The sequence below is a fragment of the Bacillus sp. P14.5 genome (assembly GCF_003316765.1).
Lineage (GTDB): Bacteria > Bacillota > Bacilli > Bacillales > Bacillaceae_B > Rossellomorea.
This window is the reverse complement of the sequence record NZ_NIJF01000115.1, coordinates 17,162-38,565: the sequence shown is the minus strand read 5'-3', so window position 1 is coordinate 38,565 and position 21,404 is coordinate 17,162. Positions and strand designations below refer to the sequence as shown.

The window sequence follows — 21,404 nt, the reverse complement described above, 5'->3', positions numbered from 1 at the left end:
GCTGATCCCTCCGATTAGAGTGAAAACCTTAGTACCCGGGGAAAAATCCGGCTCTTGGGATTTTTCCGTAAGCAACTATATATGAGAAAATAGCCTGCTTTTAAAATACAACTGCCCCTTGAGAGTCACGGAATCGATGGGGCGGTTTTTTGTTTTGGTGACAGTCACCACCCGTTTTTTGTCAAAAAGTGTCGATTGTGCTGGCAGGAGCTCCGGCCCCGTTGAAAGACGCTTGGCGTGTAGCGGCGCTGCACTGAGTAAGAAGCCGATTCGTCGATAGAATGCTGCTTTTCGTTGATAGAAGTGCACATTTCGTCGATAGGACAGCAGAACTCGTTGATAGAAGGACAATTTTCGTCGATAGAACCTCCCATTTCGTTGATAGAGCGTCCAAGTGGCTGATAGAATGCCTGAACCGGTTGATAGAAGAGCGAACCCGGTTGATAGAAGAGCGAACCCGGTTGATAGAAGAGCGAAACGAGCCGATAGAATGCCCGAATCGGTTGATAGAAAAGCAAAATCAGTTGATAGAATGCCCGACCTGGCTGACAGAACTCCAACCCAGGTCAAAAACTCGCTAACCACTTAGAAAGAAACCTGAATCGGTTTCATTAGTGCAGCCCCACCTCCGGGAAAGTATCAGAAATAACCGAATTCTGCCCGTTTCATTGCAATTTTATCTGATTGTTCATATACTTAATGGGTTAAGGACGTACGGTTTAAGGCGAATCAAATTTTACAAAGGATGTGAGAGGTTTGAAAGGTGGAGGAAATGAACAGACTGAGGTCAAAATTCACTTGAAAACCCGCATACAGCATGGTGAGGAAAAAGACTCTTTTGAATTGTTCTCGGATGGCAGTTACTATGAAAAAGGGGATTCGATTTTCCTGAAATATGATGAAGTTCAAGAAGAAGGAACGATACATACAATCGTCAAGATGAAGCAGGACGAAGAAGCTTTGATACTGCGCAGCGGAGTGGTGAAGATGAGGATGGTTTTTAAAGAGGACGAAGAACTGGTAGGCTCTTATGAAAGCCAGCTTGGCACTTTGATGATTACTACAAAAACATCTAAATTGACACACACTGTGGATAGAACTAGAAATGACGGTGAAATAGTCTTATCCTATCAGTTATTTATGCAGGGAAGCCCGGTTGGAAGGTATGAGATGAACATTTCGTACAAGGAGGAAGGAAGAGAGCAATGAATATCGCAGAAAAAGTTCAAGACAAATTAAAATCAGAGATTAAAGCGGCGGTCCTGAAAGCAGGATTGGCAACGGAAGACCAACTGCCTGACGTTATTTTGGAAACCCCGAAGGAAAAGTCGCATGGGGACTATTCCACGAATATGGCGATGCAGCTGGCTCGTATCGCGAAAAAAGCGCCGAGGATGATTGCGGATGAGATTGCGGCGAATATTGATCAGGGAGAAGCATCCATCGAAAAAATCGATATTGCCGGCCCTGGATTCATCAACTTTTTCATGAAGAATGAGTATCTGACAGAACTTGTAGCCAATGTTTTACAAGCAGGCGATGAGTACGGACGTTCAGAGGCAGGAAAAGGGGAAAGAATCAATGTCGAGTTTGTTTCAGCCAACCCGACTGGCGACTTGCACCTTGGACATGCACGCGGTGCCTCTGTCGGTGACTCCCTTTGCAATGTGCTGGATAAAGCAGGTTATAAGGTAACCCGCGAGTACTATATCAATGATGCAGGGAATCAGATCCACAACCTGGCTTTATCCGTTGAAGCGCGATATTTCCAGGCTCTTGGCCATGATAAGGCTGTTCCTGAAGACGGCTACCAGGGTGCTGATATTATCGGCATCGGTAAAAAGCTGGCGGAGGAATTCGGTGATAAATATATCGAATCTCCTGAAGAAGAGCGCTATAAATTCTTCCGTGAGTACGGATTAAAATATGAGATGGAAAAACTGAAAAAAGATCTGGAAGATTTCCGTGTGCCGTTTGATGTCTGGTATTCTGAAACATCTCTTTATGAGAATGGAAAAATTGACGATGCTTTAAAAGCTCTTAAAGACAATAATCATGTCTTTGAAGAAGGCGGTGCAACGTGGTTCCGTTCGACTGAATTGGGTGACGACAAGGATCGTGTGCTGATCAAAAACGATGGCACTTACACTTATTTGACACCGGATATTTCCTATCACCGCGACAAGTTTGAGCGCGGCCATGATATTTTGATCAATATCTGGGGAGCTGATCATCACGGATACATTCCGCGTATGAAGGCGGCTATTGAGGCGCTTGGCTATAACCGCGATCAATTGGAGGTTGAAGTGATTCAGCTGGTCCACTTGTTTAAGAACGGTGAAAAAATGAAGATGAGCAAACGGACGGGAAAAGCTGTGACGATGCGTGACCTGGTGGAAGAGGTAGGCCTTGATGCAGTGCGTTACTTCTTTGCGATGAGAAGTGCCGACACGCATATGGATTTCGACCTGGACCTGGCAGTGTCCCAGTCGAATGAAAATCCTGTGTACTACGCGCAATATGCCCATGCCCGCATTTGCAGTATCCTGCGCCAGGCGGAAGAACAGGGAATCAGCTTTGAAGAGGGTGCGGATTACTCCCTTCTAAAAGCTGAAAAAACAATCGAGCTGCTGAAAAAACTGGGAGATTTCCCTGGAATCGTAGCGGATGCTGCTGAAAAACGGACACCGCACCGCATCGCGAACTATATCAATGAACTGGCATCGACGTTCCACAGCTTCTACAATGCGGAGAAAGTTTTGGACATGGAGAACCCGGAATTGACCAAAGCACGTTTGTCCTTGATCAAAGCAGTGCGCATCACAATGAAAAACGCATTGAAATTGATTGGGGTATCTGCTCCGGAGAAGATGTAACTAAAAAGCACACCAACTCATTTAGATAGACGGCTGAAGGATTGTGCTTCGCCGTCTTTTTAAAACGCTATTTTCGCCAAGATTATGGCTGGCTGTTATAAAATAAATGGATTTCCGCTTCAGGCGCACGACTCCGCGGGGCGGGCGTTGAGCCTCCTCGGCTTCGCCTGCGGGGTCTCATCTGTCCCGCTAGTCCCGCAGGAGATCGTACACCTTCCGCTCCAATCCTCCTAAGTAAAGGGGGATGAAGGTAAAATCGCATTCTAAAGCAGCAAGTTTTTAGAAAAGAATCTCTTAAAAAGATAAGAGCGTATATATTCAGAGTGAAAATTAGGCAGCATTTCTGAATCTGGCTCCAGCGCTCAATCCCTCGTGGTCGTGGTCAAATAACCAAAGGAAACATTTTCCTGCCGGGGCTAAAAGGGGCGCTTACGCTGCCACCATGAAATCACACCATGATAGGAGTCCGTTATATGAAAAATAGTTTGCTCTGCACTGGGTAACCTAGGAACATAGACAATGATGGAGGTTTCATGATGAAAACAGTATTACTAGCTGTACTAACAGGCTTTATTGTAGGCTTTTTATTTGCTCTTTTAAAACTGCCGATTCCGGCACCTCCGGCTTTTGCCGGTGTGGCGGGAATCATCGGCATCTACCTCGGCTTCAAAGTATATGCCTGGGCACAGCCGATGATTGAGTCGGTAATGAAATAGCGGGTGCAGGTACAGGCAGCTTAAGGCCGAAATTACAAAAGCAAAGCCAGGTTAAATCAGGGATAATGGTTTTTGGATATTCGGTTTTAGAGAAGCTTATGAAATACACAGAAATCCCCGGCAGACCCTGAGTCCGCCGGGGTTTTTGATTATACCTATAATAGGAAAGAAATAAGCGGAAATTCTCCGGTTATGCTGTGGAATAGATTTGAATTTGGGGTAAATAAGCGGAATTTTTCCGCTTAAGCCCAGAATAATGGCCAATTTTCTCATTTTAAAACTAAATAAGGGAAATTTATCCGCTTATTTTAACTTTTTTAATGCCATTTTCTTAAATAAGCGGAATTTCTCCCCTTATTTCTCCCCAATAATTGATCGGCATGCTTTTTCGCGGGTTCAATATAAAAACAGTGGGCAGAGAAGGGAATCACATTTACGATAAGTCAGCATCGAATCGCTGTCGCTCTTCGTGCTTCCTATATCTCAATGCGGGGCCGGTACAGTCCGTACGCCGCTGAACGGGGCCTTACCGCTTTTTATCCAATCCAGCTCCAGCGCCTAGCCCCTCGGGATCAAATAACCCAAAGAGAATAAAAAGAAAGCCCGCCTTTTTTTCTCTTTGGAACATTTGCCTGTCGGGGCTGATCAAGGCGCTTCCGCTTTTTATTCAATCCAGCTCTAGCGGCCAGCGCCTAGCAGATTTTGGTCTCTCTCCTTGCGATAAGTCAACAACATCGACTCACTTTGTTCGTCGTGTTTCCTTTATCTCATGCAAGAGCCCATAAATCTGTACGGCGCTGAACGGCCGCTTCCGCTTTTTATTCAACATGCAAATAATGAAAACTCTCAAACTTTTGAACGGTTTCTTTATTGGTGAAATTCACTGGCTCTTTAAACAGCGGTCCGTCGTAGACGAAGGTGTGGAACTCTCCGTTTTCTCCGCATGGGTCGATACCCTGCGGCAGGTCGCGCAGCAGGTTTTCATTGTATTCCCGGCCGAGGAAGGAGGGATCAAGCTTGGAACCGTCGACACAGACTAAAACGGCATTGTAGCCTTTATCGATAAACTCCCTGCTTAAATCTAAGGTGGAATCTCCCCATAGAGGGAAAACAGGTTCCAGCGGTGTTTGGCTCATTTGTCTTTCCCGGTAAGCCTTGATATCTTCCAGGAAAATATCGCCGAAAGCCACTGCTGTGATCTCTTGTTCACTAAGCGACCCCAATGCGGAGCTCATGCCTGCTTCGTATTCTGCATTGTCAGCTCCCTGTTTCATCAGTATGGGCAAGAGAGGCAGGTTCAACGCTTTTGCCTGTTTCTTCAATAGGGAGAGCGGGATATCATGCATCATGACCCGCTGTTCTTCTTCTGCCAGTGTGGTCAACAGCCGGGCAGGGTTCCATTCTTTAGAAGAGTGGAGACGGTCGAGCATGACCATGCTGTCACGTCCGCCGCTCCACGATAAGCAAATATTCTTTTTCATAACCTGTCCTTTCTGTTACCAATTCAAAGTGCCGCCGCCTACCCGTTTCACTCCGCGGATTTTCGCGATATCTTCGGTTAACTTCAGCATGGCGATGTCCTTATTCTTTGCTTCAATCATAATATCGATGTCTTCATCAAGCTCTTTCAGCATTTTCAGGTAAGGGAGGACGAAGTCGATATCAACATTATCCGCATGGGACCGGAAAGCTTTTTCCGATTTAGGGGATGATACATGGATTTTCGGGCGCAGGTCCCGGTGCTTCCATGTAGCCAGGATTCTTGGTAAATAAGTTTGCAGCGGTTCAGTGCTCTGATTAGCTTGATGATGATGGACATCGAGGATCATAGGAATTCTTTCTTTTTCACAGACTTCGAGGGTTTCTTCCACCGTATAAGTTTTATCATCGTTTTCCAGAGTCATGATTTCTTTTACATGAGAAGGCAGCTTCTGCAGGTTTTTATGAAACCGGGCCAGGGCTTCTTCCTTGTTGCCGTATGTTCCGCCGATATGGATATTGATCAGCGACTGCTCCTCGACCTTCATGGCTTCAAGCATTTTATAATGAAAGACCATATCCTCGACTGCATTATCCGTGACGGTATCTTTCGGGCTTGTAAACAGGGTAAACTGGTTGGGATGGTAGCTTGTCCTTATATTGAACTTCTTGATTAAGCGGCCAAGTTCCTCCCATTCTTTTTTAAAAGGAGAAACGAAATCCCATTTTACTTCCGGATGCGTGGCCAGCGGGACCATGGAGCTCGACATCCGGTAGAGGGGGATTTCGTGTGAAGCCAGGTAATAAAGAATCCTTTTTGTGTGTTCCAAGTTGGCTGATGTCACCTCAAGCAGCTTCCGATCCCGTTCTTCTTCTGAAAGCTCGCCGTATCTCTTGAATGTCATCGTCTTGGAGGGGCTTGCATCCCATAAAGACAGGGCATTGGCGACAAATCCAAGTCGTAATTGCATCGTTTCACTCCCGGATAAAAAAATTCTCCCTCGGTGAAAAGAGGGTCATTATAATAATATCGAAACCATCGAGGCAATTCCTTCTTTAAATCTGGTGAATATGCTGACAGAGTTCAGCTGCTCCAGCGACAGTTTCTTGGAGCCTTCGATATCCTTCTGGACTTCTTTACGCACCTCGTCCACGAAGGATTGAGTATAAGTGAAGTTATTCAGCTCCAAGTTCACATAGAAACTCCTTAGGTCAAAGTTTGCGGTTCCAAGGTCACAGAATTCGTCATCGAGTATAATCAACTTGGAATGATAAAATCCGGTTTGATAGTGATAGATTTCTGCACCTAGAGGGATGAGTTTCCGGAAATATTTAAAAGAAGCCTCCTTAACAAGGGGATGGTCAGGCTTTTCCGGGCTGACGATGGTCACTTTTATTCCCCGATTCAATGCTTTGACCAAAGCATCCAGCACTTCTTCGGAAGGAATGAAATAGGGAGTGCCGATGAAGATGGATTTTTTGGCATTGGTTATAAACTGAACAAACTGGCTCTCGATTTTGAATCCTTCAGAAGGAAAGAAGCGGTGTTCCATAGCGCCTTTTTTTAAATCTGCGGGAAAGTAATCGGGCTTGTTGATGATGTCCTCGCCGGTTGCCCTTTTCCAATCCACGCCAAATTCTCTTTGCAGATCAGAAGTACCTTCTCCGACGATCCGCATATGGTAGTCTCTCCAAGGCGAAAGCTTGGGATCTTCGTCGATATAGGCTTTGCCGACGTTATAACCTCCAAGGTATCCGATTTCCCCATCCAAAACGGTGATCTTCCGGTGGTTCCGCTGCTGGGTGCTGAAGAACAGGTAAGGAAGCTTTGGTTTTTCGGCAAAGTAGACGGCTATGCCATTATCCTCTAACTCCTTCACCATTTTCTTCTTGATTTTAAAACTGCCCAGGCGGTCCATCAAAAGACGTACTTCCACACCTTCTCTGGCCTTCTGCTGAAGCAGGTCAAGGAACTGCCTTCCCAAATGGTCATTTTCCACAATATAGAAGAGACAGTGAATCGACGTATTCGCCTCTTTAATATCAGCAAACAGCCTCTCAAAAAAAGCAGGGCCGGTAGAAATCAGCTCCATATCACTGTGCCGCTTTTGGTAGTCGCGTCTGTAGGCTGTCCGGACAAAAGCTTTCCGGCCGAAATGGAAATCGAGGATGCACCAAAGAATGATGGCAGCCAATATAATAAAAATGGTCAAAATCCACATATTATCACTCTTTCATTACTGATAAGGATTAGTATGTCCAATAATCCTTTATTCATCGTTTCCCCTCTAAAAGTCCCAATCAAACGTATGTGGCGGGAAAGCAACTCGAATTTAGTAAAAAAATTCTAATTTGTTGAAGAAAGCCTTGAACGATGTAAAAGCAGGCTCCGCCACAATTGAAAAATTGAATGAAGAAGGCTATGGATGATTTAAGGAAATAATTACAGGAACAGCAGGGACTTCAAGATTACATAAAGGGAAAGGGACACTCAGAATAAACTTAAAAGGCGGTGAGTTTACCCTGAGAAATTTCCTTTGTTTGTTTTATACTTATTATTTATACATTTAATCTTTTAGTGGATAGGAGCGGAAGGTATGCGATCACCAGCGGGACTAGCGGGCGTGTAGTTGCAGCGCCAAGCCACCCGGGGTCAAATAACCTCAAGAGAATAAAAGGAAAGACCGCCTTTTTTCTCTTAAAAACATTTGCCTGTCGGGGCTGACCGAGGCGCTTCCACTTTTGATGACGGGTGAGACCCCGCAGGCAAAGCCGAGTTACCGGCTGCCCCGCGAAATCGGAGCACCTGTAGTGGAAATCATCTTTTAAATAAGTTAAGGAGAGTAGTCTCTCCACCCTGGCTATTAAAATTAACGACAAAAAAATAGCAGTAAAATCATTGACTGAATGCTCATTCAGTATATAATGGAAGTAAGGAACATTCTGAATATTATTTCCTTTTTAAACTTTACAACAAAGGGATAAGAAATCACGAAGAAGAGGGGGAGTCTGAAAGATGGATGTTTTGTTGTGGATTAACTGGATTGCATTCATTCTTGTAACCGCTTACGCTGTCGGTTTGTTTGTATATGTTGTCAAGACACGGATCGAGTTTATCAAGCTGGGGAAAAAGACCGAGTTTGATAATAATGTGAAAGAAAGAATGAAGAAAATTGCCGTTAACGTGTTTGGACAGAAGAAGCTCTTAAAGGATAAAAAGAGCGGTATTATCCACGTCATGTTTTTTTATGGCTTTATATTAGTACAATTTGGGGCCATCGATTTTATCTGGAAAGGTCTTGCGCCGGGGTCTCATCTGCCGTTAGGGCCGCTTTATCCTGGATTCACGTTCTTCCAGGAGATTGTTACATTGATGATCCTTGTAGCAGTTGTGTGGGCTTTTCACCGCCGTTACGTTGAAAAGCTTGTCAGATTGAAGAGAGGGTTTAAATCAGGGCTTGTCCTGCTGTTCATCGGCGGGTTGATGCTTTCTGTACTTCTCGGAAATGGAATGGGCCTCATCTGGCATGAGCATGAATTAGGGTGGTCTGAGCCAATAGCATCACTGATTGCCGGCGGACTTGGCTGGATCGGTGAAACAGCTTCCATCGTCATTTTCTATGTCGCCTGGTGGATTCACTTGCTGTTCCTGCTCGCATTCCTGGTATACGTACCGCAGTCAAAACATGCCCATTTAATTGCAGGTCCCGCTAATACTTATTTTCATCGTTTGGACAATCCGGGGAGATTGCTTCCGATCGATTTTGAAGATGAATCAGCTGAAAGCTTCGGAGTAGGAAAAATTGAAGAATTCAATCAGCTGCAGATGATCGATTTCTATGCGTGTGTGGAGTGCGGCCGCTGTACGAATATGTGTCCGGCCACCGGCACAGGCAAAATGCTCTCTCCTATGGATTTGATTGTAAAGCTTCGCGACCATTTAACGAATCATGGCGCGGCTGTTACGTCGAAAAAACCTTGGGTGCCGACCATGGCGTTTAATAATACAAAGGGCAACCAGCTGGCAATGGCTGCTGCCGGACAGGGTGCTCAGGAATCTGCTGCAGCATCGGCTTACAGCCCGAGCCTGATCGGCGATGTCATCACAGAGGAAGAAATCTGGGCTTGTACAACATGCCGTAACTGTGAAGACCAATGTCCTGTAATGAATGAACATGTTGATAAAATCATTGACCTCCGCCGTTATCTTGTACTGACTGAAGGAAAGATGGATGCGGACGCCCAGCGTGCGATGCAGAACATTGAACGTCAGGGAAATCCTTGGGGACTTAACCGTAAAGAGCGTGAAAACTGGCGTGAGGGACGTGAAGACGTTCACATCCCGACAGTGAAAGAAATGAAAAAAGCCGGAGAAGAATTTGAATACTTGTTCTGGGTGGGCTCAATGGGCTCTTTCGATAACCGAAGCCAGAAAATCGCCTTGTCATTTGCAAAGCTTTTAAACGAAGCGGATGTAAAATTCGCTATCCTTGGAAACAAAGAGAAAAACTCCGGGGATACACCGCGCCGACTGGGTAATGAATTTTTATTCCAGGAACTGGCCACAAGCAACATTGCGGAATTCGAAAAGAACGAAGTGAAGAAAATCATCACCATCGATCCGCATGCTTATAATATTTTCAAAAATGAGTATCCGGACTTTGGCCTTGAAGCAGAAGTCTATCATCACACCGAGGTGCTGGCCGAGCTTGTGAGAGAAGGGCGCTTGAAGCCTCAGTATGAAGTTAATGAGACGATTACTTTCCATGATTCCTGCTACCTTGGCAGATACAACGAAGTCTATGACCCTCCGCGTGAAATCCTTAAAGCGATTTCAGGTGTCAGCCTCGTTGAAATGGAACGCAACAGACAAAACGGAATGTGCTGCGGTGCAGGCGGCGGCTTGATGTGGATGGAAGAAGACAAAGGTCATCGTGTCAATGTCGCAAGGACTGAACAGGCGCTTGAAACCAATCCTTCCGTCATCAGCTCAGGTTGTCCATACTGTCTGACAATGCTTTCGGATGGTACGAAAGCCAAGGAAGTAGAAGATAATGTATCCACACTGGATGTAGCGGAACTTCTTGAAAAAGCGGTTTGCGGCGATCCGAAAGATACGACAATCGCTTCCTGATTTAGATAAATAGTGTTAATTTTCAGGTTAGTTGTTCCATTCATACTATTTTTAATTTAGAATAGAATGGTAAAGGCTTACAAAAGGAATTATAAAAGGGTCTGGTCCAATATAGTATCGATTCGATGTTATGGCTGCCAGGCCCTTTCTTTACTTAATCGTTTTGAGCGAGCGTTCAGTCGAAATTTTTGAAAGCGGTGTCAATTGTGAGAAAACGATAGATTAATAGAAAAGGAGAGATTGAAATGGGAAAAACAGTCATTCTTGATGGTGCTCGTACACCTTTTGGTAAGTTCGGAGGAAGTTTAAGTTCTTTTACAGCATCCGAGCTTGGTGGATTTGCAGTTAAAGAAGCGTTGAAAAGAGCCGGTGTCGAAGGAAATGAAGTGGAAGAGCTTATCCTTGGATCGGTTCTTCAAGGCGGACAAGGACAGCTTCCTTCCCGTCAGGCTTCACGCCATGCGGATCTTCCTTGGAATGTAAGGACCGAAACAATCAATAAAGTGTGTGCTTCCGGTATGAGAAGTGTGACGATGGCTGATCAAATCATCCGTGCAGGGGATGGCGAAGTGATTGTGGCCGGTGGAATGGAGTCTATGTCTAATGCGCCGTATATTCTGCCAAAAGCACGCTGGGGAATGCGAATGGGCGATTCTCAAGTGAAAGATATGATGGTTCATGACGGGCTGACTTGCAGCTTTAACAATGTCCATATGGGCACGTACGGAAACAGCACGGCTACAGAATTCGAAATCTCACGTGAAGAGCAGGACCGCTGGTCAGAACGAAGCCATAAATTGGCGGTAACAGCCACAGAAGATGGCACTCTTTCAGAAGAAATAGCCGCTGTTCAAGTACCGCAGCGCAAAGGTGACCCCATCATAGTGGATCGCGACGAAGCACCAAGAAAAGACACATCCCTAGAAAAACTTTCAAAACTGTCTCCTGTTTTTGGCTCGGATGGAACGATTACAGCCGGCAATGCACCAGGTGTGAATGATGGAGCAGTCGCTATGGTCTTGATGAGTGAAGAACGCGCCTCTAAAGGAGGGAAAGAACCATTAGCTTATATCTTAGGCCATACGGCTATAGCGCTGGAAGCTGAAAATTTCCCGCAAACTCCAGGATTAGTCATCAATGAACTTTTGAAAAAGACAGGAAAAACGCTTGAAGAGATCGATCTGTTTGAAATAAATGAAGCATTTGCCGCAGTTGCCTTAACAAGCGGGAAAATTGCCAGCCTTGATGAAAATAAGGTGAACGTCAATGGCGGCGCGGTCGCAATCGGACACCCAATCGGAGCAAGCGGAGCCCGGATCATTTTGACACTTGCCTATGAACTGAAAAGACGCGGAGGCGGAATCGGGATTGCTTCCATCTGTTCCGGCGGCGGCCAGGGAGATGCGATTATGATCGAGGTGCCGAAGAAGTAGGTTGAGAGAGCCTGGCGGTGACTTTGGGAGCGGCCGCTTGTCGACGGCCGGAGAGCGGTGGTGTCGGATTATATGCTTTGCCGATAAATTCTAAAAATAGCCGATAACTGTCTGATTATCGCCGATAAACTTAAGAAAACTGCCGATAAATATTCAAAAACGCTGATACAAACAACAAAATCACCACTCAAGGTTCAAACAAAGGGGAGAAAAAATAGATGAGTATCAAAAAAGTAATGGTAGTGGGCGCTGGACAGATGGGTTCGGGGATAGCCCAAGTCTGTGCCCAGGCTGGATTTAATGTAAAGCTGAACGATTTGAAAGAGGATTTTGTACAGAGAGGGATGGGGGTCATCACTAAGAACCTTTCCCGTTCTGTAGAAAAAGGAAGAATGACAGAAGAAGATAAAAACAAGGTGCTGGCCAACCTCACTCAGTCAACCGATCTTAATGATGCAGGTGATGTCGACCTTGTAATAGAAGCGGCTGTTGAAAACATGGAAATCAAGACAAAGATTTTTAAACAGCTTGATGAAATTGCGCCTGAACATGCTATCCTGGCGACCAACACATCTTCCCTTCCCATCACGGAAGTGGCAGCAGCGACCTCAAGGCCGCAAAAAGTGATCGGTATGCATTTCATGAATCCGGTACCTGTTATGAAACTGGTGGAAATCATCCGCGGGCTTGCGACATCGGATGAAGTGTACCAGGAAATCGAGGATATGACGAAAACGCTGAATAAAGTCGGGGTCGAGGTGGAAGATTTCCCTGGGTTTGTATCCAACCGTGTACTGATGCCCATGATCAATGAAGCGATTTATACACTTTACGAAGGCGTTGCTACGAAAGAGGCGATCGATGAAGTGATGAAGCTGGGCATGAACCATCCAATGGGACCAATCACATTGGCAGACTTCATCGGCCTTGATACTTGCCTGTACATCATGGAAACCCTGCATGAAGGGTTCGGTGACGATAAATACCGTCCATGTCCGCTTCTGCGCAAGTATGTAAAAGCAGGCTGGCTCGGAAGGAAAACGGGACGCGGGTTCTACAGTTACGAGTAACTTTTTATAAACAAACGGGACCTGAAACCCGGCATCATTTATACAAACATCGGGGAGGAAAACAGGATGGATCTACGGTTCACAGAAGAGCAGCAGATGATGAAAAAGATGGTGCGCGATTTTGCACAAACGGAAATTGCCCCATTTGTTGAAAGAATGGAAAAGGGAGAGTTTCCCACGGAGATTCTCAAAAAGATGGCCGATCTCGGCTTGATGGGAATTACCATACCCGAGAAATACGGCGGTTCGGAAATGGATTTCACTTCTTATATCAGTGCCATCCATGAATTGTCGAAGGTAAGTGCAACGGTTGGGGTTATCCTGTCAGTGCATACTTCGGTCGGAACGAACCCGATCCTCTACTTTGGGACGGAGGAGCAGAAACAAAAGTATGTGACAAAGCTGGCATCCGGTGAGTACCTGGGGGCGTTCTGCCTGACAGAACCGGGTGCAGGATCTGATGCGGGAAGCCTGAAATCACGTGCTGTTAAAAAAGACGATCATTATATAATCAATGGCGCTAAAGTTTTTATCACAAATGGCGGCGAGGCGGATGTTTATATCGTCTTTGCTTCGACAGATCCGGATAAAGGCGGGCGCGGAGTTTCAGCGTTTATTGTTGAAAAGGATACGCCTGGACTCATCATTGGAAAAGATGAAAAAAAGATGGGCCTTCACGGCTCGAGAACGGTACAGCTTACGTTTGAAGATATGAAAGTGCCAGCAGAAAACCTTCTGGGTGAAGAAGGCCAAGGATTCAAGATTGCGATGGCCAACCTTGATGTCGGACGTATTGGAATCGCGGCACAAGCATTAGGGATTGCTGAGGCAGCCCTGGATCATTCCACAGCTTATGCAAAAGAGCGAGTCCAATTCGGAAAACCGATTGCGGCACAGCAGGGAATCGGCTTCAAGCTGGCTGATATGGCAACGAGTGTCGAAGCAGCCAAATTACTCGTCTATCGGGCCGCCAATATGAGAAGTGAAGGCTTGAACTGCGGCAGGGAAGCATCGGTCGCGAAGCTTTTCGCGTCTAAAGCAGCTGTTGATGTGACGACCGAAGCCATCCAGGTATACGGCGGATATGGCTACACAGAAGAATATCCGGTAGAAAGGCTCTTCCGTGATGCCAAAGTAACTGAAATCTACGAGGGAACAAGTGAAATCCAACGAGTCGTCATCAGTAAGCATCTCTTGAAATAAATAGAGGGATCTTTAACACTCTAAAGCGATAAAGTGGTCTGAAGCAATCAAACAACCTATTAATGAGACAAACGGGGGAAGAGAAATGAATTTCAAACTATCAGAAGAACATGAAATGATCCGCAAAATGGTACGTGACTTCGCGAAGAATGAAGTGGAACCGACTGCTGCAGAACGTGATGAAGAGGAGCGCTTTGACAGAGAGCTTTTCGATAAAATGGCGGAGCTTGGCCTGACGGGTATTCCTTGGCCGGAAGAGTACGGCGGAATCGGCAGTGACTATCTGGCTTATTGTATCGCAGTTGAGGAGCTTTCCAGAGTGTGTGCTTCTACAGGAGTAACATTATCGGCCCACACTTCCTTGGCCGGCTGGCCGATCTTTAAATTCGGTAATGAGGAGCAGAAGCAGAAGTATCTTAAACCGATGGCGCAAGGGGAAAAAATTGGCGGCTACGGTCTGACTGAACCAGCTTCAGGCTCCGATGCAGGCGGAATGAAAACGACTGCCAAGCGTGACGGTGATGATTATATTTTAAACGGTTCCAAAATCTTCATCACCAATGGTGGCATCGCTGATATTTATGTAGTATTCGCCTTGACGGATCCTTCTCAAAAACAAAGAGGAACATCGGCTTTCATCATTGAAAGCGGATTTGAAGGCTTCTCGGTCGGCAAAAAAGAAAAGAAACTCGGGATCCGTTCTTCACCAACAACGGAAATTGTGTTCGATAACTGCCGTGTACCGAAAGAAAATCTCCTTGGGCAAGAAGGGGAAGGATTCAAGATTGCCATGATGACACTTGATGGCGGACGTAACGGAATCGCTGCACAGGCAGTCGGTATCGCACAGGGTGCACTTGATGCTTCCATCGCTTATGCAAAAGAACGTGAACAGTTCGGCAAGCCGATTGCTGCGAACCAAGGAATCTCTTTCAAAATTGCGGATATGGCAACAGGTGTTGAAGCGTCACGCTTGCTGACATACCAGGCAGCATGGCTTGAGTCTGAGGGTCTTCCTTATGGAAAAGAATCGGCAATGTCCAAATTGATGGCCGGAGACACGGCAATGAAGGTTACAACGGAAGCCGTCCAAATCTTCGGAGGCTACGGTTATACAAAGGATTACCCGGTTGAGCGTTATATGCGAGATGCAAAAATCACACAGATCTATGAAGGAACGCAGGAAATCCAGCGCCTGGTCATCTCCCGTATGGTGACGAAGTAATTATTTTTGATTTGTAAGAATTTGGGGAAGTTCTATATAGATCAATCAGGATTTTTAACTATTTTTTATATGTATTTAATGGAGCTGAAGGTGAGGAATCTTACGGGAAAAATGTGACGTCTAGTTTCAGCTACCGAGGGTCCGTACCAACTGGAACGGACTTAGCCCCTCGGGGTCAAGTAACCCTGAGAGAATAAAAGGAAAAACCGCCTTTTTTCTCTCGGGAACATTTACCTGTCGGGCCTGATCAAGGCGCTTCCACTTTTGGTGACGTCTAGTTCCAGCGCCTAGCCCCTCGGGGTCAAATAACCCTGATAGAATAAAAGGAAAACCGCCTTTTTTCTATCAGGAACATTTGCCTGTCGGGGCTGAACAAGGCGCTTCCACTTTTGTTTTAAGGGAGAAATGGTGGTCAATAAAGGCGGTCGGTTAATGTGAATAAGAAGAGGGAAGTTCATGCTTCTGTCAAAGATGAACGGCTTGTTGAAAAAAGGCGGGACGAAATGGTCCGGGGAGCCGTTTCGCTTTTCAAGCTGAAGGGGTTTCACCGGACAACGACAAGAGAGATTGCCAAAGCAGCTGGTTTCAGTATCGGCACACTCTACGAATATATCAGAACCAAGGAAGACGTCCTTTACCTGGTATGTGACAGCATTTATGAACAGGTTCGTTCCCAGCTTCAGGGAATGGATACGGAGCAGGGGACACTTATCAGCCTGAAGCTTGGCATTGACCACTACTTCAGGGTAATGGACAGTCTGCAGGATGAAGTGCTGGTCATGTATCAGGAGGCGAAGTCGCTGTCAAAGGACGCCCTTCCATATGTGCTGCAAAAAGAGCTCGAAATGGTCGGGATGTTTGAGACATTGATCCAAAGGTGCTGTGAAAATGGCGAACTAAAGCTTGATGAAAGCAGGATACACCTGCTGGCTCAGAATATTTTCGTTCAGGGGCAGATGTGGGGATTCCGCCGCTGGGCGCTTCAGAAAAAATATTCACTGGAGGAATACATCGAGCTTCAGACCGATCTGCTGTTTTCAGGCATCAATGGTTTTTTAGAATAGGCTCTTTTCGTAAACTTTGTTGCTTTTCAATATGAAATTGGCAGGCAGGATAACGCCATAATTCACCTGTAATATCCTAGTAAGGAAGAAAGAAAAGAGCTACTTACTCCGATTAGGGAGAAACCTTGGTATCCGGGGGGAATCCTGCTCTTGGGGTGTGTCCGAAAGCAACATGTCATACGAAAACAGCCTTGAAATAAAATGCGAACAGGGGGAGAAATATGAGCACTGTTGAGATTTATAAACCAAAGCATCATGTCCGTTTTGTGACGGCATCCAGTTTGTTCGACGGACATGACGCTTCCATCAATATCATGAGAAGAATCATACAGGCGAGCGGGGCAGAGGTTATTCACCTGGGCCATAACCGTTCCGTTGAAGAAGTTGTGAATGCCGCGATCCAGGAAGATGTTCAAGGAATCGCGATTTCCTCTTATCAGGGAGGACATGTTGAATACTTCAAGTATATGTACGATCTGTTACAGGAAAGAGGCGCTTCCCATATCCGTATTTACGGGGGCGGAGGCGGAGTCATCATTCCGCGGGAAATCAAAGAGCTTCATGCTTATGGAATTGCGAGGATTTTCTCTCCGGAAGATGGGCGTACTCAAGGCCTTCAAGGCATGATCAATGGAATGATAGAAGAGTGTGATTTTCCAACTGTTACTTCTTCAGCTGGCGAGCAGCTGGATAAATTACAGGAGGGAGATATTAATACCGTTTCCAAGCTGATTTCACTGGCAGAGTACCAAATCAACTCCAATGAAGAAGCAGCCGCAACGGCCCAATCGGTTCTCTCTGAAGTGAAATCGCTGGCAGCATCCGTTCCGGTCGTGGGGATTACAGGGACAGGAGGAGCCGGGAAGAGTTCGCTTACAGATGAATTGATCCGCCGTTTCTTAAATGAAATTCCTGAGAAAAAGGTTGCGATTCTTTCTATCGATCCGACAAAGCAGAAAACAGGCGGAGCCCTTCTTGGCGACCGTATCCGCATGAATGCCATCTTCAATAAACGCGTATTCATGAGAAGCTTGGCGACTCGCGGATCGAAGACAGAGCTTTCCTTGGCGATCAAGGACTCTATCAACGTCGTAAAAGCAGCAGGCTATGATCTAGTAATAGTTGAGACATCCGGTATCGGGCAGGGAGATGCGGAAATCGCCGAGATCTGTGATCTGTCCATGTATATCATGACAAGCGAGTTCGGTGCACCTTCACAGCTGGAAAAAATTGATATGATTGATTTTGCCGATCTGATTGTCATCAACAAATTTGAACGAAAAGGTTCAGAGGATGCAAGAAGACAAGTGCAGAAGCAGTATCAGCGCAGCCACATGCTGTTTGATAAAGATCTGGATGAGATGCCGGTATATGGAACGATTGCAAGCCAGTTCAATGACCCTGGCACAAACGCGTTGTTCGCAGCTCTTGTCGAAAAAATCAACAGCAAACTCGGTTTGGAATGGTCAACGCCTTTTTCAAAAGATGTGAATGTTGAAAAGCAAAATGTCATCATCCCGAATGACCGCCGATATTACTTAAGAGAGATTTCTGAAACGGTAAGAAATTATCATAGAAAAGCGGAAGAGCAGGCCGGCCTTGCCCGCAAGATGTTCCAGCTTCAAGGAGCAATTGAAGCGGTGAAGGAGCAGGAAGCGAATGAAGAGGTGCTGACTTCCCTTGAAAACCTTAGAAAAAATGTGGAAGAGAAGCTGACTCCTGAATCCAAAAGGATCCTTGATGGCTGGGAAGAATTCAAAGAGAAATATGGTGCTGACCAGTATGTAACCAAAATCAGGGATAAAGAAATCATTACGGAACTGAAAACAAAGAGTCTGTCCGGGCTTAACATCCCGAAAGTCGCACTTCCCAGATATAAGGACTTTGGAGAAATCCTCGGCTGGGTTTATAAAGAAAATGTACCTGGGGCATTCCCTTACACAGGCGGCGTATTCCCGTTCAAACGCAAGGGAGAAGATCCGAAGCGCCAATTCGCCGGCGAAGGGACACCGGAAAGAACGAACCGCCGCTTCCATTATTTATCCAAAGATGATGATGCCAAGCGCCTGAGTACGGCATTCGACTCGGTCACTCTATATGGAGAAGATCCGGATCACCGTCCTGATATTTATGGAAAAGTCGGAGAAAGCGGTGTCAGCATCTGTACGCTGGATGATATGAAGAAGCTGTATGCCGGTTTCGACCTCTGTGCACCTTCCACCTCTGTATCGATGACGATCAACGGACCTGCGCCGATCATTTTGGCCATGTTCATGAATACAGCCATCGACCAGCAGGTGAAGAAGAAAGAAGAAGAGCTTGGAAGGACACTGAACCTGGAAGAATTCACTGAGGTGAAGGAAGCGACGCTGAACGTGGTGCGCGGAACGGTCCAGGCGGATATTTTAAAAGAAGATCAGGGTCAGAATACATGTATTTTCTCAACTGAATTCGCTTTACGAATGATGGGTGACATCCAGCAGTACTTCATCGATCACAAAGTAAGAAACTATTATTCTGTATCGATTTCGGGCTACCATATCGCGGAAGCGGGAGCCAACCCAATTTCACAGCTGGCTTTCACACTTGCCAACGGTTTCACGTACGTGGAGTACTATTTGAGCAGGGGCATGGATATCAATGACTTTGCTCCGAATCTATCCTTCTTCTTCTCGAATGGACTTGATCCTGAATATACTGTCATCGGCAGGGTGGCGCGCCGTATCTGGTCGACTGTCATGAGGGATAAGTACGGTGCCAACGAGCGAAGCCAGAAGCTGAAGTATCATATACAGACTTCCGGACGCTCCCTGCATGCTCAGGAAATCGATTTTAATGATATCCGTACGACATTGCAGGCGCTGATGGCCCTTCAGGATAACTGTAACTCGCTTCATACGAATGCATATGACGAAGCGATCACGACTCCGACAGAGGAATCGGTCCGGAGGGCAATGGCGATTCAGATGATCATCACAAAAGAGCATGGATTATCGAAAAACGAAAATCCGCTGCAAGGATCCTTTATCGTTGAAGAACTGACAGATCTAGTGGAAGAAATGGTGCTGACCGAGTTTGAACGCATCAACGACCGCGGCGGAGTATTGGGTGCGATGGAGACTCAATATCAACGAGGCAAGATACAGGAAGAGTCCATGTTCTATGAAATGAAAAAACACAGCGGGGAACTTCCGATTGTCGGGGTGAACACTTACCTGAATCCAAACCCGCCATCAGAAGATCAGATGGACAGCATGGAACTTGCTCGTGCTACGAAAGAAGAAAAGGAAACACAGATCACAAACCTGAGAAGCTTCCAGGGACGCAATCAGGACACAACAGAAGTATCGTTAAAAAAGCTGAAGGAAGCGGCAGTGAATGACGGAAACATCTTCGCAGAACTTATGGAAACCGTCAAAGTCGCAAGCCTCGGCCAAATCACAAGAGCCCTCTATGAAGTAGGCGGCCAGTATAGAAGAAACATGTAATTCTCATGAAACTGATCCAGAGGGTATATTCCTTGGATCAGTTTTCCTCTTATAGAGAAGCTTTAGCGCTTTAAAGCGCGAAGAGGGACGGTCCCTCTTCATGCTTTAAAGGACTAAAGTGCGGAGTAATTCCTAATTTTTAACACAGATTTAACATTACTGAGACAGATTTTCTACTATAATAGGAGAAGAGTAACGTTTTGGTGCACAGGACAAATGGCAGGGAGTGACATTGTGAAATATTTTCTTAGATACGGCCTGTTCTTGGCAGGGTGCGGACTTTCATTTTATCTCTATCAGCATCTATTGGGAGCGATTCCCCTGTTGCTGCTGGCTTTCTACTTTTTTTACGAAGCTTTCAGCGAAATATATTCGAATGCAATGAAACAGCGTCATACTGAATTAGAAAAAGGGGAAACGCCCTGAAGCCCTCAATCCAATGGAGCTAATGGAAGGCAGTCCCCTTTTCAAATACCCCATCATTTCTCCGTAAATAAAATCCACATCCACACCTCATATCCCTAATGATGAAGCATGGAAAAAAATAAAAGAAAAATGGCATAAATCTAGCATAAACCCATTCATATTGTTTATAATGAATAATATGGTTTCAGGCAAATTCGTGAATTATGCCCTTTTATTCATTCTATCAGGCTCTTTTCACAACGTTGCTGCTCTGAATATCCCTTTTCCTTCACTTGGTTTATAGATTGCTTTTATGATATTCGGGAGAAGGGGAGCATGTGCAGTCACAGAAAACCCTCTTAATAGAATGTGAAATAGAGAAAGGAAGTGCGTCAGATGAAATTAAAGCAATTATCGGCTGAAGAATTGCGTCAAAAATCCTTCATAGAATTAGCATTTGAACTGCTTACAGAAAAAAAGCAGGCTGTGACATTTGATGATTTGCTGAAAGAAATGGGGAAAATGCTGGAATTATCACAAGAGGAAGTTCGTTCCCGCATGGTCCAGTTCTACACTGACTTGAATGTTGACGGCCGTTTTATCGCAATGGGCGAGAACCGTTGGGGAATCAGGGCATGGTATCCTGTTGACCAGATTGAAGAAGAAACGGTTCCGACAATGAAAACCCGTAAGAAAAAAGCTAAGAAGGCTGATGTTGAAGATCTTGATGAAGATTTTGAAGAAGAAGATCTTGATTTCGACGACCTGGATGATTTGGATGAAGAAGATCTGACAGCTGTTGATGACGAGGATGATGACGATGACCTCGACGACGATGAAGATCTGGATGCAGATGATGAGGAAATCGAAGAAGAATTGATCGATGAAGATGAGTATGATCTCGAGGATGACGACGACGAAGAAGACGAACCCGAAGAAGAAAACGAATCGGAAGAAGACAAATAATCAGTTCTTGACATCTCATGTCGAGGAAGGTAGTATGTTATTTGGGCTCCTTTTAAAAGGATCAGACTATTAACTCAACGCTCCCCTTACTACGGTAAGCGGGGGCGTTTTTTGTTTTTTGCACCCCTTTCATGCTGTTTCATACTGAGAATGCTCCAACGTTCCCCGGTCGATCTTGTAAATGGATGAAGGCTTCTGGGGCAGGATAAAAAGCATATCGATAAGGAAGTTTTTAAGAGAATGTTGAAATTAACTCTTCAGCTCTGCTGACTTAATGCAGGGTTGATTGGAGCGGAAATCAACTAGCCTTTTTAATAGATACACCTCCTTAATGAAACAGTCCTT

General features: G+C 45.6%; 16 protein-coding genes. 12 read left to right on the top strand and 4 right to left on the bottom strand.

Going from position 1 to position 21,404, the window contains the following annotated elements; all coding sequences use genetic code 11:
• Positions 1-75: 75 nt before the first annotated feature.
• Positions 76-570: a hypothetical protein gene (locus B9Z54_RS25065; RefSeq protein WP_162785331.1), complete on the bottom strand. Its 495-nt coding sequence runs from the start codon at positions 568-570 to the stop codon at positions 76-78.
• A 177-nt stretch (positions 571-747) separates the two neighbouring features.
• Here B9Z54_RS25065 and B9Z54_RS22465 point away from each other — a divergent pair, with 177 nt between their 5' ends.
• The 3 genes from B9Z54_RS22465 to B9Z54_RS22455 all read left to right on the top strand — a co-directional run bounded on the left by B9Z54_RS22465 (position 748) and on the right by B9Z54_RS22455 (position 3,592).
• Entirely contained in the window at positions 748-1,209 is a 462-nt protein-coding gene (locus tag B9Z54_RS22465) for a YwiB family protein (RefSeq protein WP_113930577.1), read from the top strand.
• Positions 1,206-2,876, top strand: coding sequence for an arginine--tRNA ligase (gene argS / locus B9Z54_RS22460; RefSeq protein ID WP_113930576.1), 1,671 nt, complete (start codon positions 1,206-1,208; stop codon positions 2,874-2,876). The genes B9Z54_RS22465 and argS overlap by 4 nt, the downstream gene beginning before the upstream one ends.
• Before the next feature lie 536 nt (positions 2,877-3,412).
• Complete coding sequence (locus B9Z54_RS22455; RefSeq protein ID WP_113930575.1) at positions 3,413-3,592, top strand: XapX domain-containing protein; 180 nt, start codon at positions 3,413-3,415, stop codon at positions 3,590-3,592.
• Positions 3,593-4,410: 818 nt separating this feature from the next.
• On the opposite strand, the gene B9Z54_RS22450 is transcribed toward B9Z54_RS22455, so the two are convergent.
• From B9Z54_RS22450 to cls, 3 genes are read right to left on the bottom strand one after another with little or no spacing between them, the layout of a single operon-like run.
• Positions 4,411-5,073 (bottom strand): Dph6-related ATP pyrophosphatase, encoded by a 663-nt coding sequence (locus tag B9Z54_RS22450; protein ID WP_113930574.1) that lies wholly within the window; start codon positions 5,071-5,073, stop codon positions 4,411-4,413.
• 15 nt (positions 5,074-5,088) lie between these two features.
• A complete protein-coding gene (gene uvsE / locus B9Z54_RS22445) occupies positions 5,089-6,042 on the bottom strand; it encodes a UV DNA damage repair endonuclease UvsE (RefSeq protein WP_113930573.1) in 954 nt (317 codons plus the stop codon).
• Positions 6,043-6,090: 48 nt separating this feature from the next.
• Complete coding sequence (cls, locus tag B9Z54_RS22440) at positions 6,091-7,293, bottom strand: cardiolipin synthase (RefSeq protein ID WP_113930572.1); 1,203 nt, start codon at positions 7,291-7,293, stop codon at positions 6,091-6,093.
• A 794-nt stretch (positions 7,294-8,087) separates the two neighbouring features.
• Here cls and B9Z54_RS22430 point away from each other — a divergent pair.
• From B9Z54_RS22430 to rpoE, 9 genes are all read left to right on the top strand, one after another.
• Complete coding sequence (locus tag B9Z54_RS22430; RefSeq protein ID WP_113930571.1) at positions 8,088-10,205, top strand: 4Fe-4S dicluster domain-containing protein; 2,118 nt, start codon at positions 8,088-8,090, stop codon at positions 10,203-10,205.
• Positions 10,206-10,450: 245 nt separating this feature from the next.
• Complete coding sequence (locus B9Z54_RS22425) at positions 10,451-11,638, top strand: acetyl-CoA C-acetyltransferase (protein WP_113930570.1); 1,188 nt, start codon at positions 10,451-10,453, stop codon at positions 11,636-11,638.
• 218 nt (positions 11,639-11,856) lie between these two features.
• Entirely contained in the window at positions 11,857-12,708 is an 852-nt protein-coding gene (locus B9Z54_RS22420; protein WP_113930569.1) for a 3-hydroxybutyryl-CoA dehydrogenase, read from the top strand.
• A gap of 66 nt (positions 12,709-12,774) precedes the next feature.
• Complete coding sequence (locus B9Z54_RS22415; RefSeq protein ID WP_113930568.1) at positions 12,775-13,911, top strand: acyl-CoA dehydrogenase; 1,137 nt, start codon at positions 12,775-12,777, stop codon at positions 13,909-13,911.
• A gap of 85 nt (positions 13,912-13,996) precedes the next feature.
• Entirely contained in the window at positions 13,997-15,136 is a 1,140-nt protein-coding gene (locus tag B9Z54_RS22410) for an acyl-CoA dehydrogenase (RefSeq protein WP_113930567.1), read from the top strand.
• 434 nt (positions 15,137-15,570) lie between these two features.
• Positions 15,571-16,200: a TetR/AcrR family transcriptional regulator gene (locus tag B9Z54_RS22400; protein ID WP_113930566.1), complete on the top strand. Its 630-nt coding sequence runs from the start codon at positions 15,571-15,573 to the stop codon at positions 16,198-16,200.
• Between the two features lie 221 nt (positions 16,201-16,421).
• Positions 16,422-19,688, top strand: coding sequence for a fused isobutyryl-CoA mutase/GTPase IcmF (gene icmF, locus B9Z54_RS22395; RefSeq protein ID WP_113930565.1), 3,267 nt, complete (start codon positions 16,422-16,424; stop codon positions 19,686-19,688).
• A 234-nt stretch (positions 19,689-19,922) separates the two neighbouring features.
• Positions 19,923-20,114, top strand: coding sequence for a hypothetical protein (locus B9Z54_RS22390; RefSeq protein WP_148954985.1), 192 nt, complete (start codon positions 19,923-19,925; stop codon positions 20,112-20,114).
• A gap of 375 nt (positions 20,115-20,489) precedes the next feature.
• Positions 20,490-21,059, top strand: coding sequence for a DNA-directed RNA polymerase subunit delta (gene rpoE / locus B9Z54_RS22385; RefSeq protein WP_113930563.1), 570 nt, complete (start codon positions 20,490-20,492; stop codon positions 21,057-21,059).
• Positions 21,060-21,404: the final 345 nt, after the last annotated feature.

What these genes read in the sequence shown, in the direction of transcription:
- argS (WP_113930576.1), top strand. Translation starts at nt 1,206, where the DNA reads ATGAATATCGCAGAAAAAGTTCAAGACAAATTAAAATCAGAGATTAAA.
- B9Z54_RS22455 (WP_113930575.1), top strand. Translation starts at nt 3,413, where the DNA reads ATGAAAACAGTATTACTAGCTGTACTAACAGGCTTTATTGTAGGCTTT.
- B9Z54_RS22450 (WP_113930574.1), bottom strand. Translation starts at nt 5,073, where the DNA reads ATGAAAAAGAATATTTGCTTATCGTGGAGCGGCGGACGTGACAGCATG.
- uvsE (WP_113930573.1), bottom strand. Translation starts at nt 6,042, where the DNA reads ATGCAATTACGACTTGGATTTGTCGCCAATGCCCTGTCTTTATGGGAT.
- cls (WP_113930572.1), bottom strand. Translation starts at nt 7,293, where the DNA reads ATGTGGATTTTGACCATTTTTATTATATTGGCTGCCATCATTCTTTGG.
- B9Z54_RS22430 (WP_113930571.1), top strand. Translation starts at nt 8,088, where the DNA reads ATGGATGTTTTGTTGTGGATTAACTGGATTGCATTCATTCTTGTAACC.
- B9Z54_RS22425 (WP_113930570.1), top strand. Translation starts at nt 10,451, where the DNA reads ATGGGAAAAACAGTCATTCTTGATGGTGCTCGTACACCTTTTGGTAAG.
- B9Z54_RS22420 (WP_113930569.1), top strand. Translation starts at nt 11,857, where the DNA reads ATGAGTATCAAAAAAGTAATGGTAGTGGGCGCTGGACAGATGGGTTCG.
- B9Z54_RS22415 (WP_113930568.1), top strand. Translation starts at nt 12,775, where the DNA reads ATGGATCTACGGTTCACAGAAGAGCAGCAGATGATGAAAAAGATGGTG.
- B9Z54_RS22410 (WP_113930567.1), top strand. Translation starts at nt 13,997, where the DNA reads ATGAATTTCAAACTATCAGAAGAACATGAAATGATCCGCAAAATGGTA.
- icmF (WP_113930565.1), top strand. Translation starts at nt 16,422, where the DNA reads ATGAGCACTGTTGAGATTTATAAACCAAAGCATCATGTCCGTTTTGTG.
- rpoE (WP_113930563.1), top strand. Translation starts at nt 20,490, where the DNA reads ATGAAATTAAAGCAATTATCGGCTGAAGAATTGCGTCAAAAATCCTTC.